The sequence below is a fragment of the Actinokineospora sp. UV203 genome (assembly GCF_056323665.1).
The window spans coordinates 2,967,633-2,994,091 of record NZ_CM150484.1; the positions used below are offsets into that span (position 1 = coordinate 2,967,633).

At 69.8% G+C, this 26,459-nt stretch carries 24 protein-coding genes, 1 tRNA gene and 1 pseudogene; 10 read left to right on the forward strand and 16 right to left on the reverse strand.

Going from position 1 to position 26,459, the window contains the following annotated elements; all coding sequences use genetic code 11:
• The first annotated feature begins 352 nt into the window (after positions 1 to 352).
• The 5 genes and pseudogenes from ACUZ2Y_RS13810 to ACUZ2Y_RS13830 all read left to right on the forward strand — a co-directional run bounded on the left by ACUZ2Y_RS13810 (position 353) and on the right by ACUZ2Y_RS13830 (position 6,542).
• Positions 353 to 1,096 carry a hypothetical protein gene (locus ACUZ2Y_RS13810; protein WP_476330857.1) on the forward strand — a complete coding sequence of 248 codons (744 nt, stop codon included), beginning with the start codon at positions 353 to 355 and terminating at the stop codon, positions 1,094 to 1,096.
• Positions 1,097 to 1,126: 30 nt separating this feature from the next.
• Positions 1,127 to 2,008, forward strand: coding sequence for a HEAT repeat domain-containing protein (locus ACUZ2Y_RS13815; RefSeq protein ID WP_476330860.1), 882 nt, complete (start codon positions 1,127 to 1,129; stop codon positions 2,006 to 2,008).
• Between the two features lie 891 nt (positions 2,009 to 2,899).
• The gene (locus tag ACUZ2Y_RS13820) at positions 2,900 to 5,752 is read left to right on the forward strand and encodes a glycosyl hydrolase family 95 catalytic domain-containing protein (RefSeq protein ID WP_476330863.1); all 2,853 of its coding nucleotides are present in this window, start codon (positions 2,900 to 2,902) and stop codon (positions 5,750 to 5,752) included.
• Positions 5,753 to 5,880: 128 nt separating this feature from the next.
• Positions 5,881 to 6,066, forward strand: a pseudogene (locus ACUZ2Y_RS13825) (acylphosphatase); the annotation flags it as partial.
• 29 nt (positions 6,067 to 6,095) lie between these two features.
• Positions 6,096 to 6,542 carry a hypothetical protein gene (locus ACUZ2Y_RS13830; RefSeq protein ID WP_476330866.1) on the forward strand — a complete coding sequence of 149 codons (447 nt, stop codon included), beginning with the start codon at positions 6,096 to 6,098 and terminating at the stop codon, positions 6,540 to 6,542.
• 433 nt (positions 6,543 to 6,975) lie between these two features.
• Here the strand turns inward: ACUZ2Y_RS13830 and ACUZ2Y_RS13835 are convergent, their stop codons facing one another.
• From ACUZ2Y_RS13835 to ACUZ2Y_RS13845, 3 genes are read right to left on the reverse strand one after another with little or no spacing between them, the layout of a single operon-like run.
• Positions 6,976 to 7,578, reverse strand: a complete 603-nt coding sequence (locus ACUZ2Y_RS13835) for a LutC/YkgG family protein (protein WP_476330869.1) — start codon at positions 7,576 to 7,578, stop codon at positions 6,976 to 6,978.
• On the reverse strand, positions 7,575 to 8,996 hold the full coding sequence (locus tag ACUZ2Y_RS13840) for a LutB/LldF family L-lactate oxidation iron-sulfur protein (protein WP_476330871.1): 1,422 nt from the start codon (positions 8,994 to 8,996) through the stop codon (positions 7,575 to 7,577). The genes ACUZ2Y_RS13835 and ACUZ2Y_RS13840 overlap by 4 nt, the downstream gene beginning before the upstream one ends.
• Complete coding sequence (locus ACUZ2Y_RS13845) at positions 8,993 to 9,724, reverse strand: (Fe-S)-binding protein (RefSeq protein ID WP_476330874.1); 732 nt, start codon at positions 9,722 to 9,724, stop codon at positions 8,993 to 8,995. Before ACUZ2Y_RS13845 ends, ACUZ2Y_RS13840 begins: the two co-directional genes overlap by 4 nt.
• A gap of 74 nt (positions 9,725 to 9,798) precedes the next feature.
• On the opposite strand from ACUZ2Y_RS13845, the gene ACUZ2Y_RS13850 reads away from it, so the two are divergent.
• Positions 9,799 to 10,500, forward strand: a complete 702-nt coding sequence (locus ACUZ2Y_RS13850) for a FadR/GntR family transcriptional regulator (RefSeq protein ID WP_476330876.1) — start codon at positions 9,799 to 9,801, stop codon at positions 10,498 to 10,500.
• A 25-nt stretch (positions 10,501 to 10,525) separates the two neighbouring features.
• Here the strand turns inward: ACUZ2Y_RS13850 and ACUZ2Y_RS13855 are convergent, their stop codons facing one another.
• From ACUZ2Y_RS13855 to ACUZ2Y_RS13905, 11 genes are all read right to left on the reverse strand, one after another.
• Positions 10,526 to 11,326, reverse strand: coding sequence for an amidohydrolase family protein (locus ACUZ2Y_RS13855; RefSeq protein WP_476330879.1), 801 nt, complete (start codon positions 11,324 to 11,326; stop codon positions 10,526 to 10,528).
• On the reverse strand, positions 11,323 to 12,258 hold the full coding sequence (locus tag ACUZ2Y_RS13860; RefSeq protein WP_476330882.1) for an aldo/keto reductase: 936 nt from the start codon (positions 12,256 to 12,258) through the stop codon (positions 11,323 to 11,325). Before ACUZ2Y_RS13860 ends, ACUZ2Y_RS13855 begins: the two co-directional genes overlap by 4 nt.
• Positions 12,255 to 12,557, reverse strand: a complete 303-nt coding sequence (locus ACUZ2Y_RS13865) for an L-rhamnose mutarotase (protein ID WP_476331785.1) — start codon at positions 12,555 to 12,557, stop codon at positions 12,255 to 12,257. Before ACUZ2Y_RS13865 ends, ACUZ2Y_RS13860 begins: the two co-directional genes overlap by 4 nt.
• Positions 12,558 to 12,568: 11 nt before the next feature.
• Positions 12,569 to 13,612: an ABC transporter permease gene (locus ACUZ2Y_RS13870; protein ID WP_476330885.1), complete on the reverse strand. Its 1,044-nt coding sequence runs from the start codon at positions 13,610 to 13,612 to the stop codon at positions 12,569 to 12,571.
• Positions 13,605 to 15,122, reverse strand: a complete 1,518-nt coding sequence (locus tag ACUZ2Y_RS13875) for a sugar ABC transporter ATP-binding protein (protein ID WP_476330888.1) — start codon at positions 15,120 to 15,122, stop codon at positions 13,605 to 13,607. The genes ACUZ2Y_RS13870 and ACUZ2Y_RS13875 overlap by 8 nt, the downstream gene beginning before the upstream one ends.
• A gap of 26 nt (positions 15,123 to 15,148) precedes the next feature.
• Positions 15,149 to 16,186: a sugar ABC transporter substrate-binding protein gene (locus tag ACUZ2Y_RS13880; protein WP_476330891.1), complete on the reverse strand. Its 1,038-nt coding sequence runs from the start codon at positions 16,184 to 16,186 to the stop codon at positions 15,149 to 15,151.
• A gap of 9 nt (positions 16,187 to 16,195) precedes the next feature.
• Entirely contained in the window at positions 16,196 to 16,975 is a 780-nt protein-coding gene (locus tag ACUZ2Y_RS13885) for an SDR family NAD(P)-dependent oxidoreductase (RefSeq protein WP_476330894.1), read from the reverse strand.
• Entirely contained in the window at positions 16,972 to 18,294 is a 1,323-nt protein-coding gene (locus ACUZ2Y_RS13890; protein WP_476330897.1) for an L-fuconate dehydratase, read from the reverse strand. The genes ACUZ2Y_RS13885 and ACUZ2Y_RS13890 overlap by 4 nt, the downstream gene beginning before the upstream one ends.
• The gene (locus tag ACUZ2Y_RS13895) at positions 18,291 to 19,142 is read right to left on the reverse strand and encodes a fumarylacetoacetate hydrolase family protein (RefSeq protein WP_476330900.1); all 852 of its coding nucleotides are present in this window, start codon (positions 19,140 to 19,142) and stop codon (positions 18,291 to 18,293) included. The genes ACUZ2Y_RS13890 and ACUZ2Y_RS13895 overlap by 4 nt, the downstream gene beginning before the upstream one ends.
• Before the next feature lie 90 nt (positions 19,143 to 19,232).
• Complete coding sequence (locus ACUZ2Y_RS13900; protein WP_476330902.1) at positions 19,233 to 19,451, reverse strand: hypothetical protein; 219 nt, start codon at positions 19,449 to 19,451, stop codon at positions 19,233 to 19,235.
• A gap of 683 nt (positions 19,452 to 20,134) precedes the next feature.
• Positions 20,135 to 20,207, reverse strand: a tRNA-Ala gene (locus ACUZ2Y_RS13905).
• A 146-nt stretch (positions 20,208 to 20,353) separates the two neighbouring features.
• On the opposite strand from ACUZ2Y_RS13905, the gene ACUZ2Y_RS13910 reads away from it, so the two are divergent.
• Positions 20,354 to 21,655: a phenylacetate--CoA ligase family protein gene (locus ACUZ2Y_RS13910; RefSeq protein ID WP_476330904.1), complete on the forward strand. Its 1,302-nt coding sequence runs from the start codon at positions 20,354 to 20,356 to the stop codon at positions 21,653 to 21,655.
• A 1-nt stretch (position 21,656) separates the two neighbouring features.
• Here ACUZ2Y_RS13910 and ACUZ2Y_RS13915 read toward each other — a convergent pair whose 3' ends face one another.
• Positions 21,657 to 22,457, reverse strand: coding sequence for a DsbA family protein (locus tag ACUZ2Y_RS13915; protein WP_476330907.1), 801 nt, complete (start codon positions 22,455 to 22,457; stop codon positions 21,657 to 21,659).
• Positions 22,458 to 22,470: 13 nt separating this feature from the next.
• Positions 22,471 to 22,932 carry a MauE/DoxX family redox-associated membrane protein gene (locus tag ACUZ2Y_RS13920; protein ID WP_476331788.1) on the reverse strand — a complete coding sequence of 154 codons (462 nt, stop codon included), beginning with the start codon at positions 22,930 to 22,932 and terminating at the stop codon, positions 22,471 to 22,473.
• A 77-nt stretch (positions 22,933 to 23,009) separates the two neighbouring features.
• Here ACUZ2Y_RS13920 and hrpB point away from each other — a divergent pair, with 77 nt between their 5' ends.
• From hrpB to ACUZ2Y_RS13935, 3 genes are read left to right on the forward strand one after another with little or no spacing between them, the layout of a single operon-like run.
• A complete protein-coding gene (gene hrpB, locus ACUZ2Y_RS13925) occupies positions 23,010 to 25,421 on the forward strand; it encodes an ATP-dependent helicase HrpB (RefSeq protein ID WP_476330910.1) in 2,412 nt (803 codons plus the stop codon).
• A gap of 32 nt (positions 25,422 to 25,453) precedes the next feature.
• Complete coding sequence (locus tag ACUZ2Y_RS13930) at positions 25,454 to 25,915, forward strand: GNAT family N-acetyltransferase (RefSeq protein WP_476331791.1); 462 nt, start codon at positions 25,454 to 25,456, stop codon at positions 25,913 to 25,915.
• 37 nt (positions 25,916 to 25,952) lie between these two features.
• The gene (locus tag ACUZ2Y_RS13935; protein ID WP_476330913.1) at positions 25,953 to 26,453 is read left to right on the forward strand and encodes a DUF2127 domain-containing protein; all 501 of its coding nucleotides are present in this window, start codon (positions 25,953 to 25,955) and stop codon (positions 26,451 to 26,453) included.
• Positions 26,454 to 26,459: the final 6 nt, after the last annotated feature.

The following is a 26,459-nucleotide window of genomic DNA, read 5'->3' on the forward strand; positions in this document are numbered from 1 at the left end:
CAAGCGCCCTTCTCCAGGCAAGACACGCGCGACTAGCTCCAAACTGATGACCCGGGCCATGCGAGTTGGACGCATGGTTTGAAGACGCGGTCATCCAAAGAAGCGTGCCTAGAGCACCCGGTCGGGCGACTACTCCTGGAGCAAAGTCCTGACCCTATTTCGCGCCGATCATGACGGTGCTCCAGTTCGGTGCCTACTGTCCCCTTGGGACGGACAAACAAGATCGCCCGCCGGTCCTGTTCTCACAGGTCAGCGGGCGAAATTGAAAGATATTCACTTGCCGGGTTGGTACGGTGTGATGCTGCACGGCAGCACCACACCGCCACGCCGTCATCCCCGATCGCCCAAGACAATGCGCAGCCAGCTCGGGTTCGCGCTGCCGATCCTGCGCACCTGGGCGCGCGAGCATGATTCGCTGCGCGAGATCACCCGAGACGATGTCCTGGACGCCCTGCCCGCCAGCGGTGTCCCACGATCCATTGCGCTGCAGGGCCTGCGTTCGATCTTCACAGTCCTCAAAGGCCAGAAGGTGATCTTCTGCAACCCGGCCAACAGAATTCGCGGCCCGCGGCTGGACAAACCCGCGCCCCAGGCGGTCGACCTCACCGTGCTGGATGCCGCGCTCAACTCCGATGACGTCACCACCGCCGCGATGGCAGCGATGATCGCCTTCCACGCGCTGAGCTCCGGGCAACTCTGCGCGCTGCTCCTCACCGACATCCGAGACGGCCGGCTTCACCTCGGCGACCGAATCATTCCCCTCGCGCAACCAGTGCGCCGACGGCTGCGGGCATACCTCGACCACCGCGAGACGCGCTGGCCCAACACGGTCAACCCGCACCTGTTCATCCACTACCGGATCGCCACCCACACCGGCGCGGCCACCCTGTACTGGATCCACAAACGCCTCGGCATGAACCCACAACTTGTCCGACAGGACCGCATCATGGACGAAGCACAGGCCACCGGCGGTGACGCACGCGTCTTGTGCGACCTGTTCGGCCTGTCCATCGCCGGCGCCTACCGCTACACCGCCACCGTCGACCACCCGGGCATCGCAGCCTACGTCGACTCCACGACGGACACCGACACCTGACCGCACCAGCGTGCGAGCCGACGATAACGCGTGAAACATGCTCGACGCCGGACCGATAATGGTGCCGCGACGCATACCGCCGCCGGCACTGAACACGCCGGACAAGCAGAACGGAGACACGTCATCGACAGTGGCGAGGCCGACGAACTTCGGCAGCTGATCCGCCAACTCGGCGCCCACCCGGCCGACCAGGCCGAAGACGCTCAGGCAGAGCTGATCCACCGAGGCCGCGACACCGACATCGTCGCACCGCTGCTGCGTGCCTTGCCGACACTGAACCGGTACGGACAACTGTGCGCCATCGACATCGTCGAAGAACTCGACGATCACCGCGCCAACCAGGCACTGACCGAACTGCTCGACAGCGAGCACAACACCGTGCGGGAATGGGCAGCCGGCGCGCTCGGCCGCCGACGAGTCCACCACGCCCTGCCAGCCGTGCAACGCGCCTACCAGGCCGGCCTCGCCCGGCATGACCCACCTGACTGGTCCGAGCCCGTCGTATTGCGACGCACGCTGACCGATCTCGGCGCCAGGCACCCCGTGCTGCCATGGCTGACCGCCGACCTTCAGACAAGCGCTCACGACGGCCGGCCGGCTTGTCCATCCACCCGACTCGTCAATGTCATCGACGACTTGGCCAACCACAACCAGGTGACGCTCTACTTCGAGCTCTGGCGAGTCGAGCCCGACGGTCCGATGTACTCGGCCGAACATCCAAGCGACGAAACCGCACTCGACTTTGCCCAACCGTGGCCCACCCTGGTCGTGCATGCACGCAACCGTGCGGTCAACGAGGCCCGACAGGCGAAGCTCGGCGCGCACATCGTCGCCACCATCGAATGGATCGACGAAAGCGACCTCGCGACGGTGCCCGTCGCTCGCGAACCCAAAAATTCTGGGTCCACATGAGACAGATCTAACTGGAGTTGCCGGAACTCCGGACCGTTGTACCCTCACGGCAGGTCCATCCACCCGGAGTTCGCGTCCGAATCTGGTAAAGATGCAAGGAACTCTGGGGAAGTTACCGGGAGTACGCAAAGTGGCGGGAACGGTCCGTGGTCTTCGACGGCGTCCTGCGGCAGTACCTCGACATGGCCGCCGACCAGGTCCGGGCCATCCACAAGGATGCCGTCGCGGAGTCGCTGCGTCAGGTGCTGCTCACATTGGCCGTAGCTGTCGAGGAACATCGGGACGCGCACTGCGGGGAGGAGTCGGCACGTCGAGCCCGGCGGCGAGCGGCTCGGCGGTGCCCGCACGCACCTGGGTCGACCGCGCAGCCCGCGGGCCTGGGCGGTGGCGGCGGCGGGGAAGGACCCCACCCCCAAGGCGACCGCGCCGGTGGCGAGAGCACCGCCGAACAGGGACCTTCGCGAGATGTCCGACACGACGCTTCCTTGGTTCGCAGGGAAACAAGGAAGCAACAGATGCTCGTAAATGCACATACTCGCCATCTAATAAGCAGTAGTCAACATCACATAAGCAAATTTAAGCATCATCGCGTGGTGGCCCGCGCACCCGTCGGGGGCCACCACGCGCGGGCCAGGAGCGGCTCCACCGCTTGTTGGCGCCGCCGCGGCGGTAGGCACTAGTCTGCGCGGGAGCACCGCAAGGGAATGTTCCTCCGGTGACTGTTTCGCGCAACATTGCGCACACCGTCGGATCGCCGCAGAGAGCCGGACTACTTCCCGGGCCAAACTGACCCTTGCGAAAAGGTCCGATCTATTTAACACTCACTCCGCTCAGTTCACGTCAATACCATGTTCACCCCCGTGAACATTGGATGAATGCGACGGAGTCGCCATGTCAAACCAGATCTCGCGCCGCTCGATCCTCTCCTGGTCGCTTGCCGCGGCAGGCGCCGCCGCGCTGCCGATAGCGATGTCAGGCGCCACACCGGCGTTCGCCGCCGGGGCCGTGCTCGACGACCGGCTGGCCGCGGGCACCGGGTGGAGGGACTTCCTCGGCGCCCTCGACCTGGTGTGGCAATCGGTTCCCAAGTCCTTCTATGAAGGGCCGTTCCTTGGCAATGGCGGGCTGGGCGCGAGCGTGTACCAGCGGTCGGGCACCAACCGGCTCGCATTTGTCCTCGGGGACAGCCGGGTGCGTGACCACCAGACCCCGGGCGGGCCGCTGTGGGGCGGTGCCCGGCTGCCGATCGGGTACGTGACCCTGCAGACGACGGGAACCGTGACCGGTGTCGATCTGCGGCTCTCGCTGTGGAACGCTGAGCTGAGCGGCTTCGTGACGACCACCAGCGGCGTGCTGTCGATCCGGGCGTTCGTCCACGCCCGCAAGGACTTGCTGGCAGTCGCGGCCGTGCCGGTGAGCGGCACCGAGACCGCGACGTGGACGTTCACCTCGCAGGCCGCGGTCAGCCCCCGCGAGCAGTTCTACCCGACGCAGCGACCGGCCGACCTGCTGTCGAATCCCGCTGCCGTCACCACCACGAACGCCACCGGCGGCACCTGCGTGCAGGACCTGGCCTGCGGCGGCCGCACCGAGACCCGCTGGACCCGGCGCACCGAGGCCGACGGCGTCACCGCGACCCTGCTGTGCACCGTCGCGCACAGTGCCACCGACCACTCGGCGAGCACCACCGCCGCGGCGACCATGGCCGCGACGGGCACTCTCGACCAGCTCGCCGTCGACCACCGCTCGTGGTGGAACGCCTTCTACCCGCGCAGTTTCGTGTCCGTTCCCGACACCAAGCTGATGAGCTTCTACTGGACGCAGCTCTACAAGGTCGCCAGCGCCACCCGCGCCGACCGGCCGACCATCGCCACGACCGGCCCGTGGCTGGAGCCGACGCCGTGGCCCGCGGTGTGGTGGAACCTCAATGTGCAGTTGGAGTACTGGCTGATCAACGCCACCGACCACACCGAGCTGGACTCGCTGCGGGCCGCGATCACGGCCAACGAGGCGAGCCTGATCGCGAACACTCCTGCGGCCTACCGCGGCGACTCGCTGGTGCTCGCCCGGACCAGCCAGGAGGACCTCAAAACGGCGGTCGCCTCCGTGCCCGGCACCACCTCGCCGGTATGCGAGGCGGGCAACCTGACCTGGGCGCTGCACAACGTGTGGCTGGCGTACCGGCACACCATGGACGAGGACCTGCTTCGGGACATCCTGTTCCCCCGGCTGCGCAAGGCGATCAACTTCTATCTGCACTTCCTCACCAAGGACACCTCGGGCGTCTACCACCTGCCCACCACGTACTCGCCGGAGTACGCCAACACCAGCGACTGCAACTACGACCTAGCCCTGATCCACTGGGGCTGCCGCACCCTGCTCGCCGCCGCCGACCGCCTCGGCGTCAACGATCCGCTGGCGGCCAAGTGGCAGGACGTGCTCACCCACCTCACCCCGCCGCCGCAGGACGCCAGCCAGGGGCTGTGGATCGGCAAGGACAAGCAACTCACGTCCTCGCACCGGCACTTCTCGCATCTGCTGTGGTTCTACCCGCTCTACGAGCTGGACGTGACCGTGCCCGCCAACCGGGACCTGCTGATCAAATCGGTGGCCCACTGGCAGAGCCTGACCGGCGCGCTGCAGGGCTACAGCTTCACCGGTTCCGGATCGATGTATGCCTTGCTGGGCAACGGGAACTCGGCCCTGACCCAGCTGAACAAGCTGATCAGCGGCTACGTCAAGCAGAACACCATGTACGCCGAGACCGGCCCGGTGATCGAGACGCCGCTCGCGGGCGCGCAGACCATGCACGACATGCTCGTGCAAAGCTGGGGCGACGTGATCCGGGTGTTCCCGGCCGTGCCGACCGCGTGGGCCGACGTGACTCTCCACAACGTCGTCACCGAGGGCGCGTTCCAGATCAGCGCCCGCCGCCGCGCGGGTGTCACGGAGTTCATCAGGGTCCGCAGCCGGGCCGGTGAGCCGTGCCGGGTGCGGCCAGGCGGGATGCCGGGGCCGTACAGCGTGCAACCGGCCGGGCAGACACCTGGCCCGATCGCGTGGACGCAGCGGCCCGACGGCGACCTGGAGATCACCCTGGCCGCGGGGCAGGAGGCCCTGATCACGACCTCGGGCACGAACCCGGCCCTGGTGATCGCGCCGGTGGCCACGCCGACCAAGGCATCCTGGGGTCTGCCGCCCGCGGCAGGCGGCACGCCGCTGTCCATCGGGTCGCTGCTGAACAACGACGGCATCTCATGGCAGTCCGCTCCCACCGACGGCGACCTCGACACCTCGGGCTACACCTTCCCGGCCGAGGAAATGCCCACCCCAGGCTTGTTCGTCTCGGGTGGTGTCAACTGGACGATGCCCGGCTACGCCGACGGCCAAAAGAACAACATCGTCCCGAATGGACAGACGATCCAGGTTCCCGCGGGCACGTACACCCAACTGCACGTTCTCGCGGTCGCCACCCAAGGCAACGCCTCCGGCACGGTGACCTTCACCTACTCCGATGGCACCACCACAACGGCCACCCTGAACCTGTCCGATTGGGGACGGGCCGCCGACTACGGTGAACTCGTCGCCGTGCAGACGACCCACCGCCACGGGGCGGCAGGCGACCACTCGCTGCGGGTCCGGCTGCTCCACCAGACGATCTCGGTCACGGGGACCAAGCAACTGACCTCCGTTCGCCTGCCCAGCCAAAGCCGTATGCACCTGTTCGGCCTCACCCTGCGGTGACCACGCGAAGGAAGTAACCAGATTCCGGGCAAGCACCGCTTCACCCGGCGTCGGGAATCACCGCCGCGCTTTCGGGTCGACCTGGTGGCTCGGCGGGCGGACACTGATCGAGTGGAGCGACAGGTCGAATGGCGGTGCGGGTCAGCGGCGTGGTGCAGGGGGTCGGCTTCCGGCCCTTTGTCCACGGGCTGGCCCGCACTCTCGGCCTGGCGGGGCACGTGGGCAACGACTCGGCGGGCGTGTTCGCCGAAGTCGAAGGAGGAGCGCGGGCGGTAGGCGAGTTCCTCGACCTGGTGCGGTCGCAGGCGCCGCCCACGACCTCGGCGACACCGCGGCAGTGGCGATGCGCCGCGCTCGCCTGCCGCGGGTCGCCTACTGGGTGTCCGGACCGTTCCCCGGCGCCACCGAGCTGATCGTCACCATGGACGAGGCCGACGGTGAGCTCACCCTCACCGCTATCAAGGACACCGAGGGCATCCGGTGGACCGACGGCGGTGGCGTGTCCACCTGCCCCGAGGACTACCGCACCACCGACGGCGCCGGCCTTGACCAGCTGGTCGAGGACATCGTGTCGGAACTGGATTCCCTGGTCGGTGACAACGACCCCCGCAGGTTTTGGACTCAGGTGGAGGACAATGTCTACCGGGTCGGACTGCCCGCGGCCGCCGACCTCGGCATCCGCGGCGCCCGGTTCCCGTCACGAAAGTCGTTGGAGGACTTCGACTTCGACCACCAACGCTCCCTCAAACGAGAGTGGTCAAACACGCCCGGACGGCACACGTGCCGGTGAGCGACGCTGCGCAACATGGACGAGTTCCTGCTGGCCGACTTCATGCTTCCAGGAAATCATCGAGGAAGGCCTCTACGACCTCGTGATCGGCGCGAGGACTGAGACGTCGACCACTACTGGCACGAGACCCCGAGCTCAAGCGCGGCCAGTACGTGTGACCCCGACTTCGTCGGCTACCTGCCGATGCCGGACGGCGGTGCGCGCGAGACGTTCCTGACTACCGACTACAACGTCGAGATGATCGAGCACATCGACCGGTACCGATGGGTCCAGGACCGCGCGATCTTGGTCGGCGAGGAACCCGACATAGTGCCCGACACCTTGGGTGCGGGCTCGCCGTCCATTCGGGACCGAACCACCGAGCACTTCCGTTCTCCGGTTACATCATTTGGTTCACCCACCGCGTGGACGACCCTGTCAACCCCGCGTTGAGTTAGCCGACGATGAGGACGACCAGGGTGCGGGGACCGTGGACGCCCTCGACCCGGTTCAACTCGATGTCGCTGGTGGCCGACGGGCCGCTGATCCACGTCAGGGGCCGGGTGCCGTCGAGGCGGGCGATCGCCTCGGGGACGGTGCCGACGATCTGGTCCGCTCGCACCACACACAAGTGGAAGTCCGGAACCAGGGTGAGGGCGCGCCTGCCCTGCCCCGCGCCCGCGTCGAGCACGATGGTGCCGGTCTCGGCGATGCCGACCGCGCAGGCGGTGACGACGCCGTCGGTGGTGTCGAGGGCGGGCACCGACAGTGGCGGGGAGTCCACTACCGCCCGCGGAACCCAGTGCGTCGGCAGGTCGGCGGGCGTGACGACCGAGGTGATGCCGAAGTGGGCGAGCTGCTCGGCGATGGCGTCGGGGAGCGCGTCGGGCTTGGTGCGGACGACGGTCGCCCGGTAGTCGGCCACCCGTTCGGCGAACAGCTCGATGAGGTCGCCCTCGATCGCCTGCTCGTAGTCCCGGGACACGACTGTCTCCGCCTTGTCCACAGTGGACAACGCGGAGCGGATGCGGCCCAGGATCTCGTCGCGCGCGGTCATCGGGACTCCCACCAGGATCGGAACGACCGCCGGGGCGGGGTCGCGGTGTCGCGGGTGCCCGTCCAGCCCCTCAGCGGCCCGGGAAGCCTGCCGATGCGGCCCCGGGGGCCCAGCACTCGGCCGCCGACAGCGCCCAAGCGCTGGGCGACGCGCAGCCTGCGCGCGTCGGCGAAGATCCACTGCGCCACCCGCATGGCGGCCCGTTCAACGGAAGGCTTGCCGCGCTTGGCGTCCACAACTTTCGCGCGGAGATGGACGAGTGCCTGCGGGATGTCGATCAGCACCGGGCAGACCTCATAGCAGGCGCCACACAGGGTCGAGGCGAACGGCAGGGTCGGCGAGACTTCGTCCGCGGTGACGCCTCGCAGCTGCGGCGTGAGGATGGCCCCGATGGGGCCGGGATACACCGAGCCGTAGGCGTGGCCACCGGTCCGCTCGTAGACCGGGCAGACGTTGAGGCACGCCGAGCACCGGATGCACCGCAGCGCCTGTCGGCCGATGTCGTCGGCGAGGGCGTCGGTGCGGCCGTTGTCGAGCAGGATCAGGTGGAACTCCCGCGGCCCGTCGCCGGGTGTCACGCCGGTCCAGGTCGAGGTGTACGGGTTCATCCGCTCGCCGGTCGACGAGCGTGGCAGCAGCTGCAGCATCACTTCGAGGTCCTGCCAGGTCGGGACCAGCTTCTCGATCCCGACCACGCTGATCAGCACCTGGGGCAGGGTCAGGCACATCCGGCCGTTGCCTTCGGACTCCACCACGACGAGGGTGCCGGAGTCGGCGACGGCGAAGTTGGCGCCGGAGACGGCGACCTTGGCGGTGAGGAACTTGCGCCGCAGGTGCGCGCGGGCCGCGGCGGCCAGCTCGGCTGGGTCGTCGGTGAGCGCGTCGGTCACGCCGGGCATCTCGCGGAGGAAGATGTCCCTGATCTCCGAGCGGTTGCGGTGGATGGCGGGCACCAGGATGTGCGACGGCCGGTCGTGTCCCAGTTGCACGATCAGCTCGGCGAGGTCGGTCTCGTAGGCGGCGATCCCGGCCTCCGCCAGCGCCTCGTTGAGCTCGATCTCCTGGGTGGCCATGGACTTCACCTTGACCACCTCGTCGGCCTCCGCCGCCCGGACCCGGTCGATCACGATCCGGTTCGCCTCAGCCGCGTCCCGCGCCCAGTGCACGACACCGCCTGCCGCGGTGACGTTGCGTTCGAGCTCCTCGAGGTAGGTGTCGAGGTTGTGCAGGGTCCGGTCTTTGATCTCTTTCCCCGCGACCCGCAGCGCCTCCCAGTCCGCGCGTTCGGCGACCACGGCCGCCCGCTTGCCGCGGATCGTCCCGGTCGCGTTGCGCAGGTTGGCGCGCAACTGGGTGTCGCCGAGGGCCGCACGGGCCGCCACGGGGAACGGCGGCATGCCCAGCCAAGTCCCGGTCATGCGCGCTCACCAGCCAGAATCTCCGCGAGGTGCATGACGCGAACCGAGGATCGCGAGCGGGACAGCATGCCGCCGACGTGCATCAGGCACGAGTTGTCCGCCGCCGTCAGCACCTCCGCGCCCGTGGCCAGCACATGGGCGACCTTGTCGGCGCCCATGTCCACCGAGACGTCGGAGTTCTTCAGCGCGAACGTGCCGCCGAACCCGCAGCACTCGGTCGCACCCGGCAAGTCCACCAACTCGATGCCCTCCACGGCGCGCAGGAGGGCTTGGGGCCGGTCGCCGAGCTTCAGCAGCCGCAGGCCGTGGCAGGTCGGGTGGTAGGTCACCCGGTGCGGGAAGTAGGCGCCGACGTCGGTCACCCCGGCGATGTCCACGAGGAACTCGGTGAACTCGTGCACCCGCGGCACCGTCTCGGCCACCGCGTCCGCCAGCCCGCGGTCCCCCGCCACCTCCGCGACACGCCCGTAGAAGTCCCGGACCATCCCCACACAAGACGCGGAGGGGGCCACCACGACGTCGGCGTCGGCGAAGGTGTCGATGAAAGACCGGACCAGCGGCACGCACTCACGCTGGTAGCCGGTATTGAAGTGCATCTGCCCGCAACACGTCTGGGCCTGCGGGAACACCACCTCGTGCCCCAGCCGTTCCAGCACGCGGACGACGGCTTGGCCGGTCGCGGGGAACAGCGTGTCGTTGAAGCAGGTGATGAAGAGGGCGACCCTCATCGGCGAACCTTTCCACATCTCAGGCCACTCGCGGCTATCCTACGAAACATCGGATGTCCGTAGGAGGAGTTGCCGTGCCAGTCACCGACGAAGCCATCGAAAAAATCAAGGCGATGATCGTCGACGGCGAACTCGGCCCCGGCTCCCGCCTGCCGAAGGAAGCCGACCTCGCCGAGCGCCTCGGCCTGTCCCGCAGTTCCCTGCGGGAGGCCGTCAAGGCGCTGTCGCTGATCAGGGTCCTGCACGTGCGCCAGGGTGACGGCACGTACGTCACCAGCCTCGAGCCCGACCTGCTGCTCGACACCTTGGGGTTCATGGTCGACTTCCACCAGGACGACACCGTCCTGCAGTTCCTCGAAGTCCGCCGCATCCTGGAACCCGCCGCGACAGCCATGGCCGCCAAGACCATGACCGACGCCGACATCGCCGAACTCCGCGCGATCCTCGACGAACTCGACGAGGACCCGACGGTCGAGGCGCTGGTCGCGAACGACCTCAAGTTCCACAGCCGTATCGCCGCCGGCTCGGGCAACACGGTCCTGTGCTCCCTCATCGACGGCCTGTCCGGCCCGACCGCCCGCGCCCGCATCTGGCGGGGCCTGACGCAGGAGGGCGCGGTCCGCCGCACCCGCGAACAACACGACGCCATCTGCGAGGCCATCGCGTCCCGCCAGCCGGAGGTCGCCAGGGCGTGGGCGACGGTGCACGTGGCCGGGGTGGAGCAGTGGCTCCGCAACGCCCTGGGGTCGGCGGAATACGCCCTCGAACAGGACTGACGACACACCGTGGGCTTTCCCGAGTTCATTCGCTGAGCCCGTAGACGCGCCGGGCTGTCCCACCCAGGACAGCCGCGCGCTCGTGGGCCGCACAACCCGCGAGCGCGGCGTCCGTCACCGCCCGCACGCCCGGGTAGCCGCCCGCCAGGTCGCACACCGGCCAGTCGGAGCCGAACATCACCCGCTGTGCCCCGAACACCTCAAGCACGCGGGCGGCATAAGGCAGCACCTGCGCCACCGTCCACCCCGCCCACGGCGCCTGTGTGGTGAGCCCGGACAGCTTGCACACCACGTTCGGGCACGCGGCCATCTCACCGATCCACGAGGCCCAGGGCTCCCACTCCCCCGCGGCGATCTCCGGCTTCCCGGCGTGGTCGAGCACGAACGAGACCGTGTCCAGCTCTCGCACGCACTCTAATGCGGCCCCCCGCTGCGGCCCTCGGACCAGCAAGTCGTACGGCATTCCCAACGCCCGCAACGACGCCAGCACCGCGGGCCGCAGCAGCCACCGCAGGTCGGGTTCGTCCTCGACCTGGTGGCGCACGCCGACCAGCAGGTCGTCGGTGGGCACCACCAGCTCGCCCGCCAAGTCCACCCACCCGACCACACCCGCGATCAAGCCATCCGAACCGCGAGCCACCGCCAAAAACTCCGCGGTCTCCGCCACGGACGGCACCGTCTGCACCAGCACGGTCGGCCCCGCCATGACGGCCGCGAGATCGTCCACTGTGTACGCCCGGCGAATCGGATCGAGCGCGGGCCCGATCATCCAGGGGTAGGTCCGCACGGCCGGGTCCCACAAGTGGTGGTGCGCGTCGACGGTCATGGCAGGTCGTCCCACAGGTCGGCGGGCACCGGGGTGGTGTAGAGGGAAGCGTTGCGGGCGAACTGGTCCGCCGACCGGGCGCCGACGATGACCGAGGCGACCGCCGGGTGCCGGGCGGCGAAGGCGATCGCCGCCTGCGGCAGACGCACCCCGCGCGCCCGGCAGATCTCGGCCATCCGGGCGGCGCGGGCCCGGATCGGCTCGGGAACCGGTGCGTAGTCGTAGGTCGCGCCGGGTGTGTCGGTGGCCAGCACACCACTGTTGAACACACCGGCCGCGATCACCGAGACCCCCCGGTTGACACACAACGGGAGCAGTTTCGGGGCCGCCGACCGGTCGAGCAACGTGTACCGGCCTGCGAGCATCACCACATCGATGTCGGTCTCGGCGACGAACCGCGCGGGCAGTTCCCACTGGTTCATACCCACGCCGATAGCGCCGACGACCCCCTGCGAGCGCAGGTCGTGCAAGGCAGGGTAGGCCTCGCCCGCCGCCTGCGCCCAATGGTTGTCGGGATCGTGCAGCAGGACGATGTCGATCCGATCGATCCCGAGCCGAACCAGACTGTCCTCAATGGACCGGTGCACGCCGTCGGCGCTGAAGTCCCAGCGCCTGCGGTAGTCCGCGGGCACGTCGAAGCCCTCGTCGTCGCGGCTGCCCGCCGCGGGCTCCAGGATCCGGCCGACCTTGGTCGAGATGACGTACTCCGACCGCGGGCGGTCGCCCAGAGCGGCTCCCAACCGCCGCTCGGACAGTCCTAGGCCGTAGTGCGGCGCCGTGTCGAAATACCGCACCCCCGCCGCCCACGCCGCGTCCACCGCACCCCGCGCGTCGGAGTCGGACACGGCGGTGAACAGGTTGCCGATGCCCGCCCCGCCGAAGCCGAGGCCGGTCACCTCGACCTTAGAACCGCCCAGCCGCGCCGACTTCACGGCAGCTCCCACACCAGCGAGACCCCGCGGTCGCCACCGGAATAGTCGTCCGGCACGTCCAGCAGCGAGGCCATCCGCGCCTGCCACGGCACGTTCGCCGGATGGTCGGCCAGTGCCCGCCGCATCGCCTGGTAGTCCTCGACCTCGACCACGTGGAACAGGGCGAGCCCGTCGCGCCAGATGCGCCAGGTGTGGACTCCCGCGTCGCGCAGGGCGGCGTCCAGGTCGGCCGGGATCACCGCGTGGACCCGCTCGTACTCCGCTTCGGCGCCGGGCTTGAGCCGGGTGTGCAGGGCGATTCGCTCCACCGCTAGTCCTGTGCCTTTCCGCTGGTCAGCCGCGCCAGGACGAGCGCGACGAGGATGACCAAGCCGTAGACGGCCTCGATCTGGTCGGGCGCCACCTGGGCCAGGGTCAGCACGCTGCGGATCAGGCCGAGCAGCACCACGCCGCACAGCGCGCCGAAGAGCGAGCCCTTGCCGCCGTCGAGGCTGATGCCGCCGATGACCGCCGCGGCGAACACCATGAAGATCATGCCCTCGCCCTGGTTGGCCGCGACCGACGCCAGCTGCGCCGACATCATCAGCCCGGCGAGCGCGGCGAGCAGGCCTGCCACGATCAGCGTCATCCAGATGACCCGCTCCACCCGGATGCCCGCGGCCCGCGCCGCGTCGGGGTTGCCGCCGACGGCGTAGAGCGAGCGGCCGACCCGGGTGTAGCCGAGCACGACGATGCCGACGGCGAACAGCACGACCACGATCCAGATGGACAGCGGCAGGGTCAGGATGCGGACGTTGCCCAGGTAGTCGATCACCGGCACCCGCTTGGCCAGGTTCGAGATGGTCGCGCCGCCGACCAGGGTCAGCTGCAGTCCGCGCAGGAAGATCAGCATCGCCAGTGTGACGATGAACGCCGACAGCTTGAACCGCACGATCAGCAGCCCGTTGAACGCCCCGATCAGCCCGCCGAACACCAGTGCGACCGGCAGCACGGTCCAGGTCGGCCATGGCGCGCCCAGCACGGAGGTGTTGCCGACGACCAGGAAGATCGCGACCGCGGGCGCGATGCCGACGATCGACTCCAGCGACAGGTCGAACTTCCCGACGATGAGCACCAGCGCCTCGGCCAGCACCACCATCGCCAGCACGGCCTGGTACTTCAGCACCGAGTCGACCAGGTACGAGTGGGTGAGGAAGATGTCGGGCTTGAGTGTGTACCCGTAGACCAGCAGCGCGATGATCGGCGGGATCAGCGCGAAGTCACGCAGCCGCGCCAAGCGCAGCCGGTTCGCGGGCCTGCCCGGCGGTGTCGGCCGCGGGGGAGCCTCAGTGGACACCAAGGTGGACTCAGACACCGGACTCACCAATTCCTTCGATCTCGGCCACCAGTTCGGCCTCGTTCCAACCCCTGGGGTGCTCGCCCACGACGCGCCCACCGACCATGACCACGACCCGGTCGCACACCCGCAGGTCATCGAGCTCGTCGGACACCAGCAGTGCGCCGCGCCGCGACCGGGTCTGCTCGTCCACCGCCCCCAGCAGCGATTCCTTCGACCGCACGTCGACCCCGGCGGTGGGCTGCACGAGCACCAGCACCTCCGGGTCCGACGCCAGCGCCCGCGCCATGACGACTTTCTGCGCGTTGCCGCCGGACAGCTCGCCGACCGGCTGGTGCGGGCCCGCGGTGTGCACGTCGAGTTCGGCGATCATCGTGCTCGCCCGGCCGTCGCGGACCTTCGGCAGCACGAGACCCCCGGGCCCGAGCTTGCCCGCGATGGTCATCGTCGCGTTCTCCGCGACCGACAGACCGGGCACGAATCCGTCGACGTTGCGGTCGCCCGGCAGGTAGCCGACACCACCGCGCAGCGCAGCGGGCACCTGACCGGCCTTGATCGCGCGGCCGGTCACCCGGATCTCGCCGGTGCGGGCCCGCAGCCCGGCGATCGCCTCGGCCAGTTGCCGCTTGCCGCTGGCCGCCGAGCCCGCGACGCCCACAATCTCGCCGCGGCGCACCGAAAGGTCGACCGACTGCACGAACCCCGGGACACCGACCCCGGTCAATTCCAGGACTTTCTCCGCGTCCGCGGCCACCGCCGGCCGGTCCACCCCGGCCTGGACCAGGCCGCGGGCCTCGCCGATCATCGCCTCGACCAGCTTGTCGTGGCCGAGCTCGGCCACCGGCGCGGTGACGATGTGCCGGGCGTCGCGGAAGACCGTCACCCGCTGGCAGATCTCGTAGATCTCGGGCAGGTGGTGGGAGATGAACAGGAACGTCACCCCCTGCTCCCGCAGATCGCGCAGCCGGTCGAACAGCCGGTGGATCGCCTTGGCCTCCAGCTGGGCGGTCGGCTCGTCGAGGATGACGAACCGCGCGCCCAGCGAGAGCGCCCCGGCGATCTCGACCAACTGGCGCTGCTCGACGGTGAGGTCGCGGGCGGCCAGGTCCGGGGAGACCGGCACCGCCCACGCCTCCAACAGGTCGGCCGCCTCGCGGCGCAGCCTGCCCGGGGAGAGCAGGCCGAACCGGCCGCGCGGCTGCCTGCCGAGGAAGAGGTTCTCCGCGACAGTCAGCTCCTTCACCACCGAGGGCCGCTGGTAGACGCACGCCACCCGCTCCCGCCACGCGGCCCGGTCGCCCGGCGCGGGCGCGGATTCCCCGGCGAACCGGACCTCCCCCGCGTCCGGCCGGTGCAGCCCGGTGAGCACGCCGACCAGGGTCGACTTGCCCGCGCCGTTGCGGCCGACCAGAGCGTGGGTCTCCCCTGCCCGCACCGACAGGTTCCCGTCGGCGAGCGCGACCGTCGGGCCAAACCGCTTGGCGATCCCGACCGCCTCGACGACCGGTGGTGCCTGCGCACCGTCCATCACGGACTCCTCTTGTCCTGTCCCCGCTACTTCTTGTTGCCCCAGAGTGCAGGGTCGTCCACGTTGTCCTTGGTCACCAGGGGCGCGGGGATCTGGTCCTCGAATCCACCCGGGACCTCGATGACGGTGCTGCCGTGGTCGGTCGGGCCGACCTTGGGCGTCACGCCGCTCATCGCCTGCTTGGCCCAGTAGAGGCCGAACTCGGCGTAGAGGTCCGCGGGCTGCGACACGGTCGCGTCGATCTCGCCCTTGCGGATCGCGTCGAACTCCTGGGCGATGCCGTCGTTGGAGACGATGAAGATGTGTTTGGGGTCGGTCGGCGGGACCAGCAGGCCGCGCTGCTTGAGCACCTGCAGCGTCGGGTCGAGGAAGACCCCGCCCGCCTGCATGTAGACGCCCTTGATGTCCGGGTCGGTCGACAGCCGGGTCTCCAGGGCGGCCTGCGCCTTGGTGCCCTCCCACTCCGTCGGCTCCTCGAACACGGTGATGCCCGGGAACTTCTTGGTCATGCACTCCTTGAACGCCTCGGACCGGTCGCGGCCGTTGATCGAGGACAGGGCGCCCTGGAACTCGATGACCTTGCCCTTGCCGCCGAGCTTCTCGCCGAGGAACTCGCACGCCTTGGTGCCGTAGGCGCGGTTGTCGGCGCGCACGACCATGTAGAACTTGCCCGCGTCCGGCCGGGTGTCGACGCTGATGACCGGGATGCCCTTGCCCGCGAGTTCGTCGAGCTTGGGGCCGATGGCGCCGGTGTCCTGCGGGGCGATGACCAGGGCCTTGGCGCCCTGGGCGGTCAGGTTGTCGACGTTGCCGATGAGCTTCTGCACGTCGTTGGTGGAGTTGGTGGTCGCGGTCAGCGTCAGCCCGAGGTCCTTCGCCTTGGCCGGGATGTAGCCGCCGTAGGCGTTCCAGAAGTCGGAGTCCGCGCGCGGCAGGTCGACGCCGATGCCACCGCCTTCGGCGGGAGCGGCGGGCGCACCCGTGGAATCCTTGCTGCACGCGCTCAGGCCGAGCACGAGAGCGGCCGCGGCGACGGCACCGAGCGTGGTAGACGTGATCTTCATGGTGTTCCTCTATCTCAGGTGGTTAGGGGTGGGCTGACTCTTCGGGCGCAGCCGCAGACCGTGCATGCCACCGTCGACGGCGAGCACGGTGCCCGTGGTCGAGGCGGCGAGGGGACTGGCGAGATAGGCGATGGCGGCGGCGACCTCGTCGGCGCTGACCAGTCGGCCCATCGGTTGGCGGGCTTGGAGCGCCCGCAGTTCACCGTCCGGGTCGTCGGCGGCGTCGAGCAGCCTGCGCACCCACGGGGTGTCCGCGGTGCCCGGGTTGACACAGTTGACGCGGATGCCCTCCGCGACGTGGTCGGCCGCCATCGCCAGGGTCAGCGACTGCACCGCGCCCTTGCTGGCGCTGTACAGCGCCCGGTTGGGCAGGCCTGCGGTCGCCGCGATCGAGCAGGTGTTGACGATCGCCGCAGCGGTCGACCTGCGCAGATGCGGCAGGGCGGCCCGGCTGACCCGGACGATGCCGAGGACGTTGACCTCGAAGACCCGCCGCCACTCGTCGTCGGTGTTGGACTCGACGGTGCCCTGCGCGCCGATGCCGGCGTTGTTGACCACGATGTCGATGCCGCCCAGCACACGCGCGGCTTCGGCGACCGCGGTGTCGACTGACGCGGAGTCCGCGACGTCGCCCCGCAGTCCGAGCAGCGGCTCCGGGACACCCGAGGGGTCGAGGTCAAGACAGGCGACGGTGGCGCCGCGCTTCGCGAGCAGGTGCGCTGCGGCCAGGCCGATGCCGGAGCCGCCGCCGGTGACGATGGCCCGCAGGCCCGCCAGTTCATCGCTCATGAGGCGCTCCTCCGCAGCTGGTCTGTCCATACGGGACCGTCGGGGTAGGCGAACCGGACCAGTGTCCGAGGGTGCATCGTCGCCCCGAATCCGGGTGCCGTCGGGGTGACGTAGTGCCCGTCCTCGATCCGGACCGGGTCGACGAAGTGCTCATGCAGGTGGTCGACGTACTCGATCACCCGGTCCTGCAGCGAACCGGACACCGCGACGAAGTCGAACATCGACAGGTGCTGGACCAGCTCGCACAGCCCGACCCCGCCGGCGTGCGGGCAGACCGGCACACCGAACTTGGCGGCGAGCAGCAGGATGGCGACGTTCTCGTTCACCCCGGCGACCCGGGCCGCGTCGAGCTGCAGGAACGAGATCGCCCCGGATTGCAGGAGTTGCTTGAAGACCACCCGGTTCTGCACGTGCTCGCCGGTGGCGACCCTGACCGGCGCGATGGCGCGGGCGATGGTCGCGTGGCCGAGCACGTCGTCCGGGCTCGTCGGCTCCTCGACCCACCACGGGTCGAACTCGGCGAGCGCCTGGACCCAGGTGACGGCCGCGCCGACGTCCCAGCGTTGGTTGGCGTCGATCGCGATGCGGATGTCCGGGCCGACGGTCTCCCGGGCGATGCGCATGCGGCGGACGTCGTCGCCCAGGTCGGCGCCGACCTTCAGCTTGATCTGGGTGAACCCGTCGGCCACGGCCTCCGCGCAGAGCCTGCGCAGCTTGGCGTCGTCGTAGCCGAGCCAGCCGGGCGAGGTCGTGTAAGCCGGGTAGCCCTCGGCCAGCAGCTTCGCCTTGCGCTCCGCGCGGCCGGGCTCGGCGGCGCGCAGTATCTGCAGCGCCTCGTCGCGGGTGAGCGCGTCGGTCAGGTAACGGAAGTCGACCAGGTCCACCAGCTGCTCGGGGGTCGAATCGGCCAGCACCTCCCACACCGGCTTGCCCGCCCGCTTGGCCTTGAGGTCCCACAGCGCGTTGATCACCGCGGAGACCGCCATGTGCATGACGCCCTTCTCCGGGCCCAGCCAGCGCAGCTGCGAGTCGTGCACCATGGCCTTCCACACGGCACCGAGGTCATCGAGCATGTTGTCGAGCCGCTGCCCGACCACATAGGACTCCAGTGCGCGGATGGCGGCGGTCTGGATGTCGTTGCCCCGGCCGATGGTGAAGGCGAACCCGTGGCCCTCCAGGCCGTCCGGCGCGTCGGTGCCGATGACGACGTAGGCCGCGGAGTAGTCCGGATCGGGGTTCATCGCGTCCGAGCCGTCAAGCTCCAACGAGGTCGGGAACCGGATGTCGTGCGTGCGCAAGCTGGTGATTCTCGCGGTCATGCCTGGCCCACTTCCTGGCGCTGCCGCCCGAGTCCGTCGATCTCGACCTCGACCACGTCGCCCGCGCGCAGGTACGGCTTCGGGTCGGGCAGACCGAGCGCGACACCGGCAGGCGTGCCCGTGTTGATCACATCGCCGGGTTCGAGGACCATGAACTGGGAGACGTACCGGACGATCTCGGCCACGGCGAAGATCATGTTCTTGCTGTTGCCGTCCTGCCTCAGCGTGCCGTTGACCCACAGGCGCATGCCCAGCGACTGGGGATCGCCGACCTCGTCGGCGGTGACCAGCCACGGACCCAGCGGGTTGAACGTCTCGCAGGACTTGCCCTTGTCCCACTGGCCGCCGCGTTCGAGCTGGAACTCGCGCTCGGAGACGTCGTTGGAGATGGCGTAACCGGCCACGCGGGCCAGGGCATCCGCGTGGCCGGTCAGATAGCGGGCGGTCTCGCCGATGACGACCGCGAGTTCGACTTCCCAGTCGGTCTTGGCGCTGGCGCGCGGGACCAGGACCTGGTCGTCGGGTCCGATCACCGTGTTGGGCGCCTTCATGAACAGCACCGGTTCGGTAGGCTTCTCCGCGCCGGTCTCCTCGGCGTGGTCGGAGTAGTTCAGCCCGACACACACGATCTTCCCCGGCCGCGCGACTGGAGCGCCGATCCTCAGACCCCGCGGCAGCACCGACAATCCCCCGGCCCTGGCGGCGGCACGGACGCGGTCGACGCCGCCATCGGCGAGGAACTCCCCGTCGATGTCGGAGACGATCCCGGACAGGTCGAGCAGCCCACCCGACCCGTCCAGGACAGCGGGCCGTTCCTCCCCGGCCGGTCCCACTCGAAGCAGCTTCACGCGACATCCTCCCGGAAACATCTGATGTATCGAGGAGATGTATATCCGTGTCGGGTCCGAGTTGCAAGCGTCTCTTCGAAATCGTTGCCCTTATAGATCCGACCTCTTCGTCGTCAGCGTCCGTGTCAATACCCCGTCGCCGACTCGTAGGTCGTCCTTGCCGAGGAACGTGAGCACTTCCGGAAGCACCTGGCGCCGGTAGACCAGCTCGGCGCCGCCCGCACCCATCGACACGGTCTGCGCTTTGAGCTCGGCGGCGAGACCCCTGACCGCCGGGTCCTCGCGGGATGACCAGACCCCCCATGGCACACGTGTCAGCCGGCTCGCCCGGTGCAGCGGATCCAGCGCGCCAGGCGTGCTCCGTGGTCATGCCGCCGCGCTGGCGGGCGTCGGGCCAACTCGCGAACAGCTTTGGTTCCACCGAACCCACATGGGAGGATTGGCGCCGCTCAGGCTGGTGGGCAGGGACGCGTCCCCGCCCACCAGCGTTCAATTGGCGTGACACATCAGTACACCTTCGACCATCCACTGGAGCGCGCGGTCGGTAGCGATCGCGCGGCCTCCATCGACCGCCCTGCCCGGCCGCGACGGTCGCGCCATCGAGTTGGTAGAACGTGCCTCCGCCAGTTTCCGGTCAGGGCCAGTAGCCTTTGGCATCTGCCGGACGGCACATTTCGATACCGAGCCCCGAATAATCTATCGGCGACACCGCTGTGAACGCTGGCTGCGGCACGAACCAGGGTGCGGTGCGCAAACACCACCCGGCACGACCCCACCCTGGTCTGCGACCGCCCGAAGATCCCTACCGAAACATCACCCGGACGGCGACCAGCTCCTGGAGCAGAACCGTGACCCTATTTCGCACCGATCATGACGGTGCTCCAGTTTTGCTCCACTTAGGTGCACCACCGTCCACTTGGGATGCACAAACAAGATCGCCCGCCGGTCCTGTTCTCACAGGTCAGCGGGCGAACTTGAAAGCAATTCACTTGTGGAGCTGAGGGGACTCGAACCCCTGACCCTCACACTGCCAGTGTGATGCGCTACCAGCTGCGCCACAGCCCCAGGTCAGTCACGTTCGGGAGGGGGCTCCCTGGCGTGTGTGAACAGATTACCCCACAGGTTTCCCCCGGTTGAAATCGGGGGTCTTCCCACAGGGCGGCCGGGATGTTAGACCGGTGATCGTGACCGTACTGGACAGCGTCGTCCCTATGGTGGACGCAGATGCCGAAGGCATGACCCTCGACCGTCGACGGGAGCTGCAACAGCGGCGGCTCGGGGACCTGGTCGACCGGCTCCTGGCCGCGGGTGGTGTGCAGGCCCAGCGGCTGCGGGACTGTGGGGTGCGCGGTGGGGCCGAGGTCGGGCTCGACGATCTGCCCAGGTTGCCGACCGTGCGCAAGCGGGACCTCTGGGAGCACTACCCGCACGGGTTGCGGGCGGTGGAGGCCGAGGAGATCGTCTGCGTCCACGGGTCCTCGGGCACCGGCGGCCGCCCCACGCTGATCCCCTATACCGCCGCTGACCTGGGCATCTGGGCTGACGTGATGGCTCGGGCGCTGGGCGGCGCGGGCGCCACCCGGCGCAGCGTGGTGCACAACGCCTACGGGTATGGGTTGTTCACCGGGGGTATCGGGGTGCACCACGGCGGCATTCGGCTCGGCGCGACGGTCGTGCCCGTGTCCGGTGGGATGACCGACCGGCAGATCCGGCTGATCCAGGACCTGCGCCCCGACGTCCTGACCTGCACCCCCTCCTACGCGATCCACCTCGGGGAGGCCATGGTGGCCGCCGGTGTGGAGCCGACGAGCCTCAGGGTCGGCGTGCACGGTGCGGAGCCCTGGACGAACGAGATGCGGGTCCAGATCGAGCGCCTGCTGGGGATCCGTGCGCTCGACATCTATGGGCTTTCGGAGATCATCGGGCCGGGTGTGGCGGCTGAGTCGCTGGATTCCGGGGGGATGTTGAACGTCGCCGAGGACCATTTCTTCGTCGAGTGCCTCGACGGCGACGGCAACCCGGTGCCGGACGGGACGCCGGGCGAGTTGGTGTTCACCACGCTTACCAAAACCGGGATGCCGCTGCTGCGCTACCGGACCGGTGACGTCGCCACCCTGGCCGGGCCGGTCAAGGACTCCCCCAGGACGCTGCGCCGGATGTCGAAGCTTCTCGGCCGGACCGACGACATGTTGGTCGTGCGCGGGGTCAACGTCTTCCCCACCGAGGTGGAGGCCGTCCTGCTCGCCGACGACCGGGTCAGCCCGCACTACCTGATCATCGAAGACCGGCGCCAGGCCGCGCGGCCGGAGCTGCGGGTCGCGGTGGAGCCCATGGTCGAGTCGGCCGAGTCGACGCTGGGCGCTGATCTGGGTGCGGCGCTGCGGGAGCGGCTGGGGATCGGGTGTGACGTCCGCGTTCTCAAGCCGGGCAGCGTGCCGCGCACCGAGACGGGCAAGGCGCGCCGCCTGGTCCGCTGGACCGAGGGCGACGCGCCGCTGCCTGGGATGGGCTAGGTCAGCCGGTCAGCTTTGTCAGCCAGTTCGGGTCTTCGGTGTCGATCGCCTTGCCGCCGGAGGCCATGGTCGGGGTGCCGAAACCCTTCTGACCGTTGAACTCCTGCTGCAGGGCCTCGTCGGCGCGCGCCTTCTGGTACTCCTCGCTGACCAGCGAGTCGTACTTGCCCGAGCGGACGCCGTCGACGAACGCCTGCGAGGTGACGCCCACGGCTTTGCCCAGTTCGATCAGCTGGTCCTTGGTCCACCCGCGGGCGCCCTCGGCGGGCTGGTCTTTGAACAGGCTCTTGTGGAACGAGAGGAACTTGCCCTCGTCGGCGGCGAGCAGCGCGGCGTTGGCCGAGTCGGTGGAGTAGCCCTCCGGGTCGGACCTGTTGTTCAGCAGGTTGAGCAGGTGGAAGCGGACCTTGAGGGTGCCGTCCTTGACCTTTTCCTCGATTTTGGGCCCGAAGGCCTCCTCGAACGACGCGCACGCCGGGCAGAGGAAGTCCTCGTAGATGTCGAGGGTCGCCTTGGCCCCGTCCTTGCCGACCTCCACGACACCGCCTGCCCGCTTCACCGGGACGTCGAGCTGGACCGTCTGGACGGCGATCGCCTTGTCCTTGGTGGCGTTCTTCTGGTTGTTCGTGTAGATCACCCCGCCGATGACCGCGCCCGCGATGACCAGCACGGCCACGACCGCGAGGATGATCTTGTTCCGGTCGCCGCCGCCGCTTCTCGCCGCCGCTACCGCCTTGGCGCCCGCCGCCGGGGCGGTCCCCTGCTGCTTGCGCTTGCGAGCGCTGCGCTCCGCTCCACCCACCTGTCCGACCTTCCTAACTCGTCTCTTCCACACTGCTCCGCGCGCCGAACCGGCCGTCGACGGAGAACCACGTCCTGGGCCGGATCGCCAGCCACACCGCCAACGCCAGGAAACCGATGTCCCGGGCGATCTCCTGCGGGTACTTCGTCTGCCCCTCGGCCACCGGACCGCCACCGCCGAAGCAGCCGCAGTCGATGCTCAGTCCACGCGCCCACGACTGCGCCACGGCGGCGATGAACGCCAGCAGCACCAGCATCGACAGCGCCGCCGACAGCCGCGTGCCGAGCCCGACGAGCAGCAGCACGCCGAGCGCGAGCTCGAGGAACGGCATCGCCGCGGCGACGACACTCACCATTGCGCTGGGCAGCAGGTCGTAGGCCTGAACCGCGATGAAGGTCTGGTTGGGATCACTGACCTTGATCCAGCCGGAGACCAGCCACACCGCGGCGAGCCCGAGTCGGAGCAAAGTGCCGATACCGTCCAGAGCGGACGCCTTGGTCACAGTGCGGAGGCTACCTGCGCACGCTGAGTGCAACCTGAGAAGCTGGGCGTATGGCCACGCTGCCGGACCTGCCCGTGCGCGCCGCCCTGCCGGAGATCACCCGATTGGTTGATCTTCACGGCACGGCGGTGCTTGTCGCGCCGCCGGGGACCGGCAAGACGACCCTGGTGCCGCTCGCCCTGGCCGAGTCGGGCGGCACGGTGGTCGTCGCCGAGCCGCGCAGGCTGGCCGCGCGGGCCGCCGCCGCGCGGATGGCGGCCCTGCTGGGTGAGCCGGTGGGGCGCACGGTGGGCTACGCGGTCCGCGGCGACCGGAAGACGTCGAAGGACACCCGGATCGAGGTCGTCACCTCGGGGCTTCTGGTGCGGCGCCTGCAGTCCGACCCCGAACTGTCCGGTGTGGACACCGTGCTGCTCGACGAGTGCCACGAGCGCCACTTGGACGCCGACCTGCTCTTGGCGCTGCTGCTCGACGCGCGCGACGGGCTGCGGCCGGACCTGCGGCTGCTGGCGACGAGCGCGACGGTCGCCGAGGAGAAGCTGGCGGCGCTGCTCGGTGACGCCCCAATCATCCGGGTGGACGCGCGCACGTTTCCCGTGGACTACCGGTATATGCCGCCGCTGCGCGGGGAGCGCGTCGAGGCGTGTGTGGCGCGGGCGGTCCGCACGGCGTTGTCCGAAGTGGATGGTGACGTGCTGGTGTTCCTGCCCGGCGCGGCGGAGATCCGCCGGGTCGCGGGCGCGCTCGCGGGCATCGACGCGGACGTCCTCCCGCTGCACGGCAGGCTGGCCACCGCCGAACAGGACGCGGCCCTCAAGCCGGGTCCGCGGCGCCGCGTCGTGCTGTCGACGGCGGTCGCGGAGTCGAGTCTGACGGTCCCCGGGGTGCGCGTGGTGGTCGACGCCGGTCAGTCCCGGGTGTCGCGGGTGGACCACCGGCGCGGGATGGCGGGTCTGATCACGGTGCGGGTGTCCGCGGCGGTGGCCGACCAGCGGGCCGGGCGGGCGGGCCGTGAGGCGCCCGGGCGGGTGTACCGGTGCTGGCCGGAACACGAGCACGCGACGCTGCCGCGCTACCCGGAGCCGGAGATCCGCAACGCCGACCTGACCCGGCTGGCCTTGGAGCTCGCGTGTTGGGGCACGCCGGACGGGAGCGGTCTGCGCTGGTGGGACGCGCCGCCGGTGGGTCCGCTGGCGGCGGCGCAGGAGACGTTGCGCGCGTTGGGCGCCTTGGACGGGGAGACCGTCACGCCCCGCGGCACGTCGATCGCCCGGCTCGGCCTGCACCCGCGGATCGCGCGAGCGCTGCTGGACGGCGCGGCCCAGTTCGGCGCGCGGGAGACCGCCGAGGTGGTGGCCGTGCTCGACGACGACACGCTCGCCGCCGGCACCGACCTGGACAGCAGTCTGCGCGCACTTCGGGACGGCACACCGAAGTCGCAGCGCTGGCGCCGCGAAGCGGGCAGACTCGCGCGGCTGGTGGAGGGCAAGTCGTCCGGCCGGGTGGACCCGGCGCTGATCATCGCCCTCGCGCATCCCGAGCGGCTGGCCCGCAGGCGGGGCAAGGACTCGGCCGTGTACCTGATGGCGGGCGGCACGGCCGTCGAGTTGCCGCCCGGCAGCGGGCTCGGCGACCCGGAGTGGCTCGCCGTCGCGGTGGCGGACCGGGTGCCGGGCAGCGCGCACGGCCGCGTCCGGCTCGCCGCACGGGCCGACGAGGAACTCGCGGTCACCGCGGCACCGGCGTTGGTGTCCACTGTGGACGAGGTGGTGTGGGCCGACGACGTGGTGGTACGCCGGGTCCGCCGCCTGGGCGCGATCGTGCTGCACGAGCGGCCGCTGGCGAACCCGCCCGCGCAGGACGTGCGCGCCGCGATTCAGGACGGGCTGCGCAAACAGGGGCTCAGCCTGGTGCGCTTCGACGACCGCGCCCTGGCGTTGCGATCCCGGCTCGACCTGCTGCGTCGGACGCTGGGTGACCCGTGGCCCGCGGTGGACGACAACGCCCTGCTCGCCGCCGCCGAGACCTGGATCGGCAACGCCCGCAACCGCGCCGACCTGCGTCGCATCGACATGACCGCCGCGCTGCGGACCCTGCTGCCTTGGCCCGCGGCGACCCGGCTGGAGGAGCTGGTGCCGGAACGGATCGAGGTGCCGTCGGGCTCGAAGGTCCGGGTCGACTACAGCGGCGACCAGCCCGCGCTTCCGGTGAAGGTGCAGGAGGTGTTCGGCTGGACCGAGAGCCCGACGGTGATCGACGGGCGGGTCCCCGTCGTCCTGCGGCTGCTGTCGCCCGCGGGCAGGCCGACCGCGGTGACGGGGGACCTCGCCGGGTTCTGGACGACCGGCTACCCGCAGGTGCGCGCGGAGCTGCGGGGGCGGTATCCGAAGCACCGCTGGCCCGAGGACCCGACGACCGCTCCCCCGACGCGGCACAGCATCCAGCGAAAGGAGTCGCGGTGATCCGACCCGGCGGTCCCGCCGACGCCGACACCATGCTCGCCTTCCTCGACGAGGCGGTGGCGTGGATGGTCGAGCGCGGCCAGAGCGAACAGTGGGGCAGCGAGCCGTGGTCGGCGCAGCCCGAGCGGGTGGCGCGGGTGCGGTCGATGGCCGAGAGCGGGCTGCTGTGGATGGCCGAGGCCGACGGCGTGCCCGCGGGCGCTTTGGTGCTGGGCGAACCCCCGGAGTGGATTCCGCCGGTCGACGAGCCGGAGATCTACATCCGGTTCCTGATCACCTCCCGCAGGCTCGCGGGCCGCGGCATCGGCTCCGACCTGCTCGACTTCGTCCGCGCGCGGACCCGCGCCCTCGGCATCGGCCTGCTGCGCGTCGACTGCTGGGCGGGCGGCGGCGGTCGGCTGGTCGAGTACTACGCGCGCAACGGGTTCACCCCGTCGGGCACGTTCACCGTGGGCGACTGGCCGGGGCAAGTGCTTGAGCAAAGGGTCGATTGAGCTGACACAAGAGCGCGACCGACGGCATGCTGATGGGGTGACGCGAACCAGGTCCGCCCTGTTCAGCCTGGCCGTGCTGGCCAAGAGCCTCGACGGGGCCATGCAGGTGCTGGGTGCGCTGCTGCTGGCCGCGGTGCCGCCCGCGGTGATCAGCGGCATCGCCAACGCGGTCGTCAGCCGCGACCTGCTGGGCGACCACAGCGGCGCCATCGCCGACGACCTGACCCGCGCGGCCGAGGGCGGCCGCACGTTCGCGGTGGTGTTTCTGCTCCTGCACGGCGTCGTGAAACTCGCCTTGGCCTACGCCCTGCACCGGCGCGCGGTCCGCGTGTACCCGTTGGCGTGCCTGGTCTTGAGCACCCTCGTCGCCTACGAAGCCATCCGCGCGGTGCGCACGGCTTCGGTGGGCTTGGCGGTGTTCGCGGTGTTGGACACGGTGGTGGTCGTGGTGGTCGCCCGGGAGTTCTGGAAGTCGCAGCAACTGGCGCGGCCCGCGGTCCCGGCCGCTCCCCCTCTGACCGGCCCGAACCCGCGCTGACCTGCT

What these genes read in the sequence shown, in the direction of transcription:
- ACUZ2Y_RS13820 (WP_476330863.1), top strand. Translation starts at nt 2,900, where the DNA reads ATGTCAAACCAGATCTCGCGCCGCTCGATCCTCTCCTGGTCGCTTGCC.
- ACUZ2Y_RS13830 (WP_476330866.1), top strand. Translation starts at nt 6,096, where the DNA reads ATGCGCCGCGCTCGCCTGCCGCGGGTCGCCTACTGGGTGTCCGGACCG.
- ACUZ2Y_RS13855 (WP_476330879.1), bottom strand. Translation starts at nt 11,326, where the DNA reads ATGACCGTCGACGCGCACCACCACTTGTGGGACCCGGCCGTGCGGACC.
- ACUZ2Y_RS13890 (WP_476330897.1), bottom strand. Translation starts at nt 18,294, where the DNA reads ATGACCGCGAGAATCACCAGCTTGCGCACGCACGACATCCGGTTCCCG.
- ACUZ2Y_RS13835 (WP_476330869.1), bottom strand. Translation starts at nt 7,578, where the DNA reads ATGACCGCGCGCGACGAGATCCTGGGCCGCATCCGCTCCGCGTTGTCC.
- ACUZ2Y_RS13880 (WP_476330891.1), bottom strand. Translation starts at nt 16,186, where the DNA reads ATGAAGATCACGTCTACCACGCTCGGTGCCGTCGCCGCGGCCGCTCTC.
- hrpB (WP_476330910.1), top strand. Translation starts at nt 23,010, where the DNA reads ATGGCCACGCTGCCGGACCTGCCCGTGCGCGCCGCCCTGCCGGAGATC.
- ACUZ2Y_RS13810 (WP_476330857.1), top strand. Translation starts at nt 353, where the DNA reads ATGCGCAGCCAGCTCGGGTTCGCGCTGCCGATCCTGCGCACCTGGGCG.
- ACUZ2Y_RS13930 (WP_476331791.1), top strand. Translation starts at nt 25,454, where the DNA reads ATGCTCGCCTTCCTCGACGAGGCGGTGGCGTGGATGGTCGAGCGCGGC.
- ACUZ2Y_RS13845 (WP_476330874.1), bottom strand. Translation starts at nt 9,724, where the DNA reads ATGAGGGTCGCCCTCTTCATCACCTGCTTCAACGACACGCTGTTCCCC.
- ACUZ2Y_RS13840 (WP_476330871.1), bottom strand. Translation starts at nt 8,996, where the DNA reads ATGACCGGGACTTGGCTGGGCATGCCGCCGTTCCCCGTGGCGGCCCGT.
- ACUZ2Y_RS13885 (WP_476330894.1), bottom strand. Translation starts at nt 16,975, where the DNA reads ATGAGCGATGAACTGGCGGGCCTGCGGGCCATCGTCACCGGCGGCGGC.
- ACUZ2Y_RS13910 (WP_476330904.1), top strand. Translation starts at nt 20,354, where the DNA reads ATGGTGGACGCAGATGCCGAAGGCATGACCCTCGACCGTCGACGGGAG.
- ACUZ2Y_RS13875 (WP_476330888.1), bottom strand. Translation starts at nt 15,122, where the DNA reads ATGGACGGTGCGCAGGCACCACCGGTCGTCGAGGCGGTCGGGATCGCC.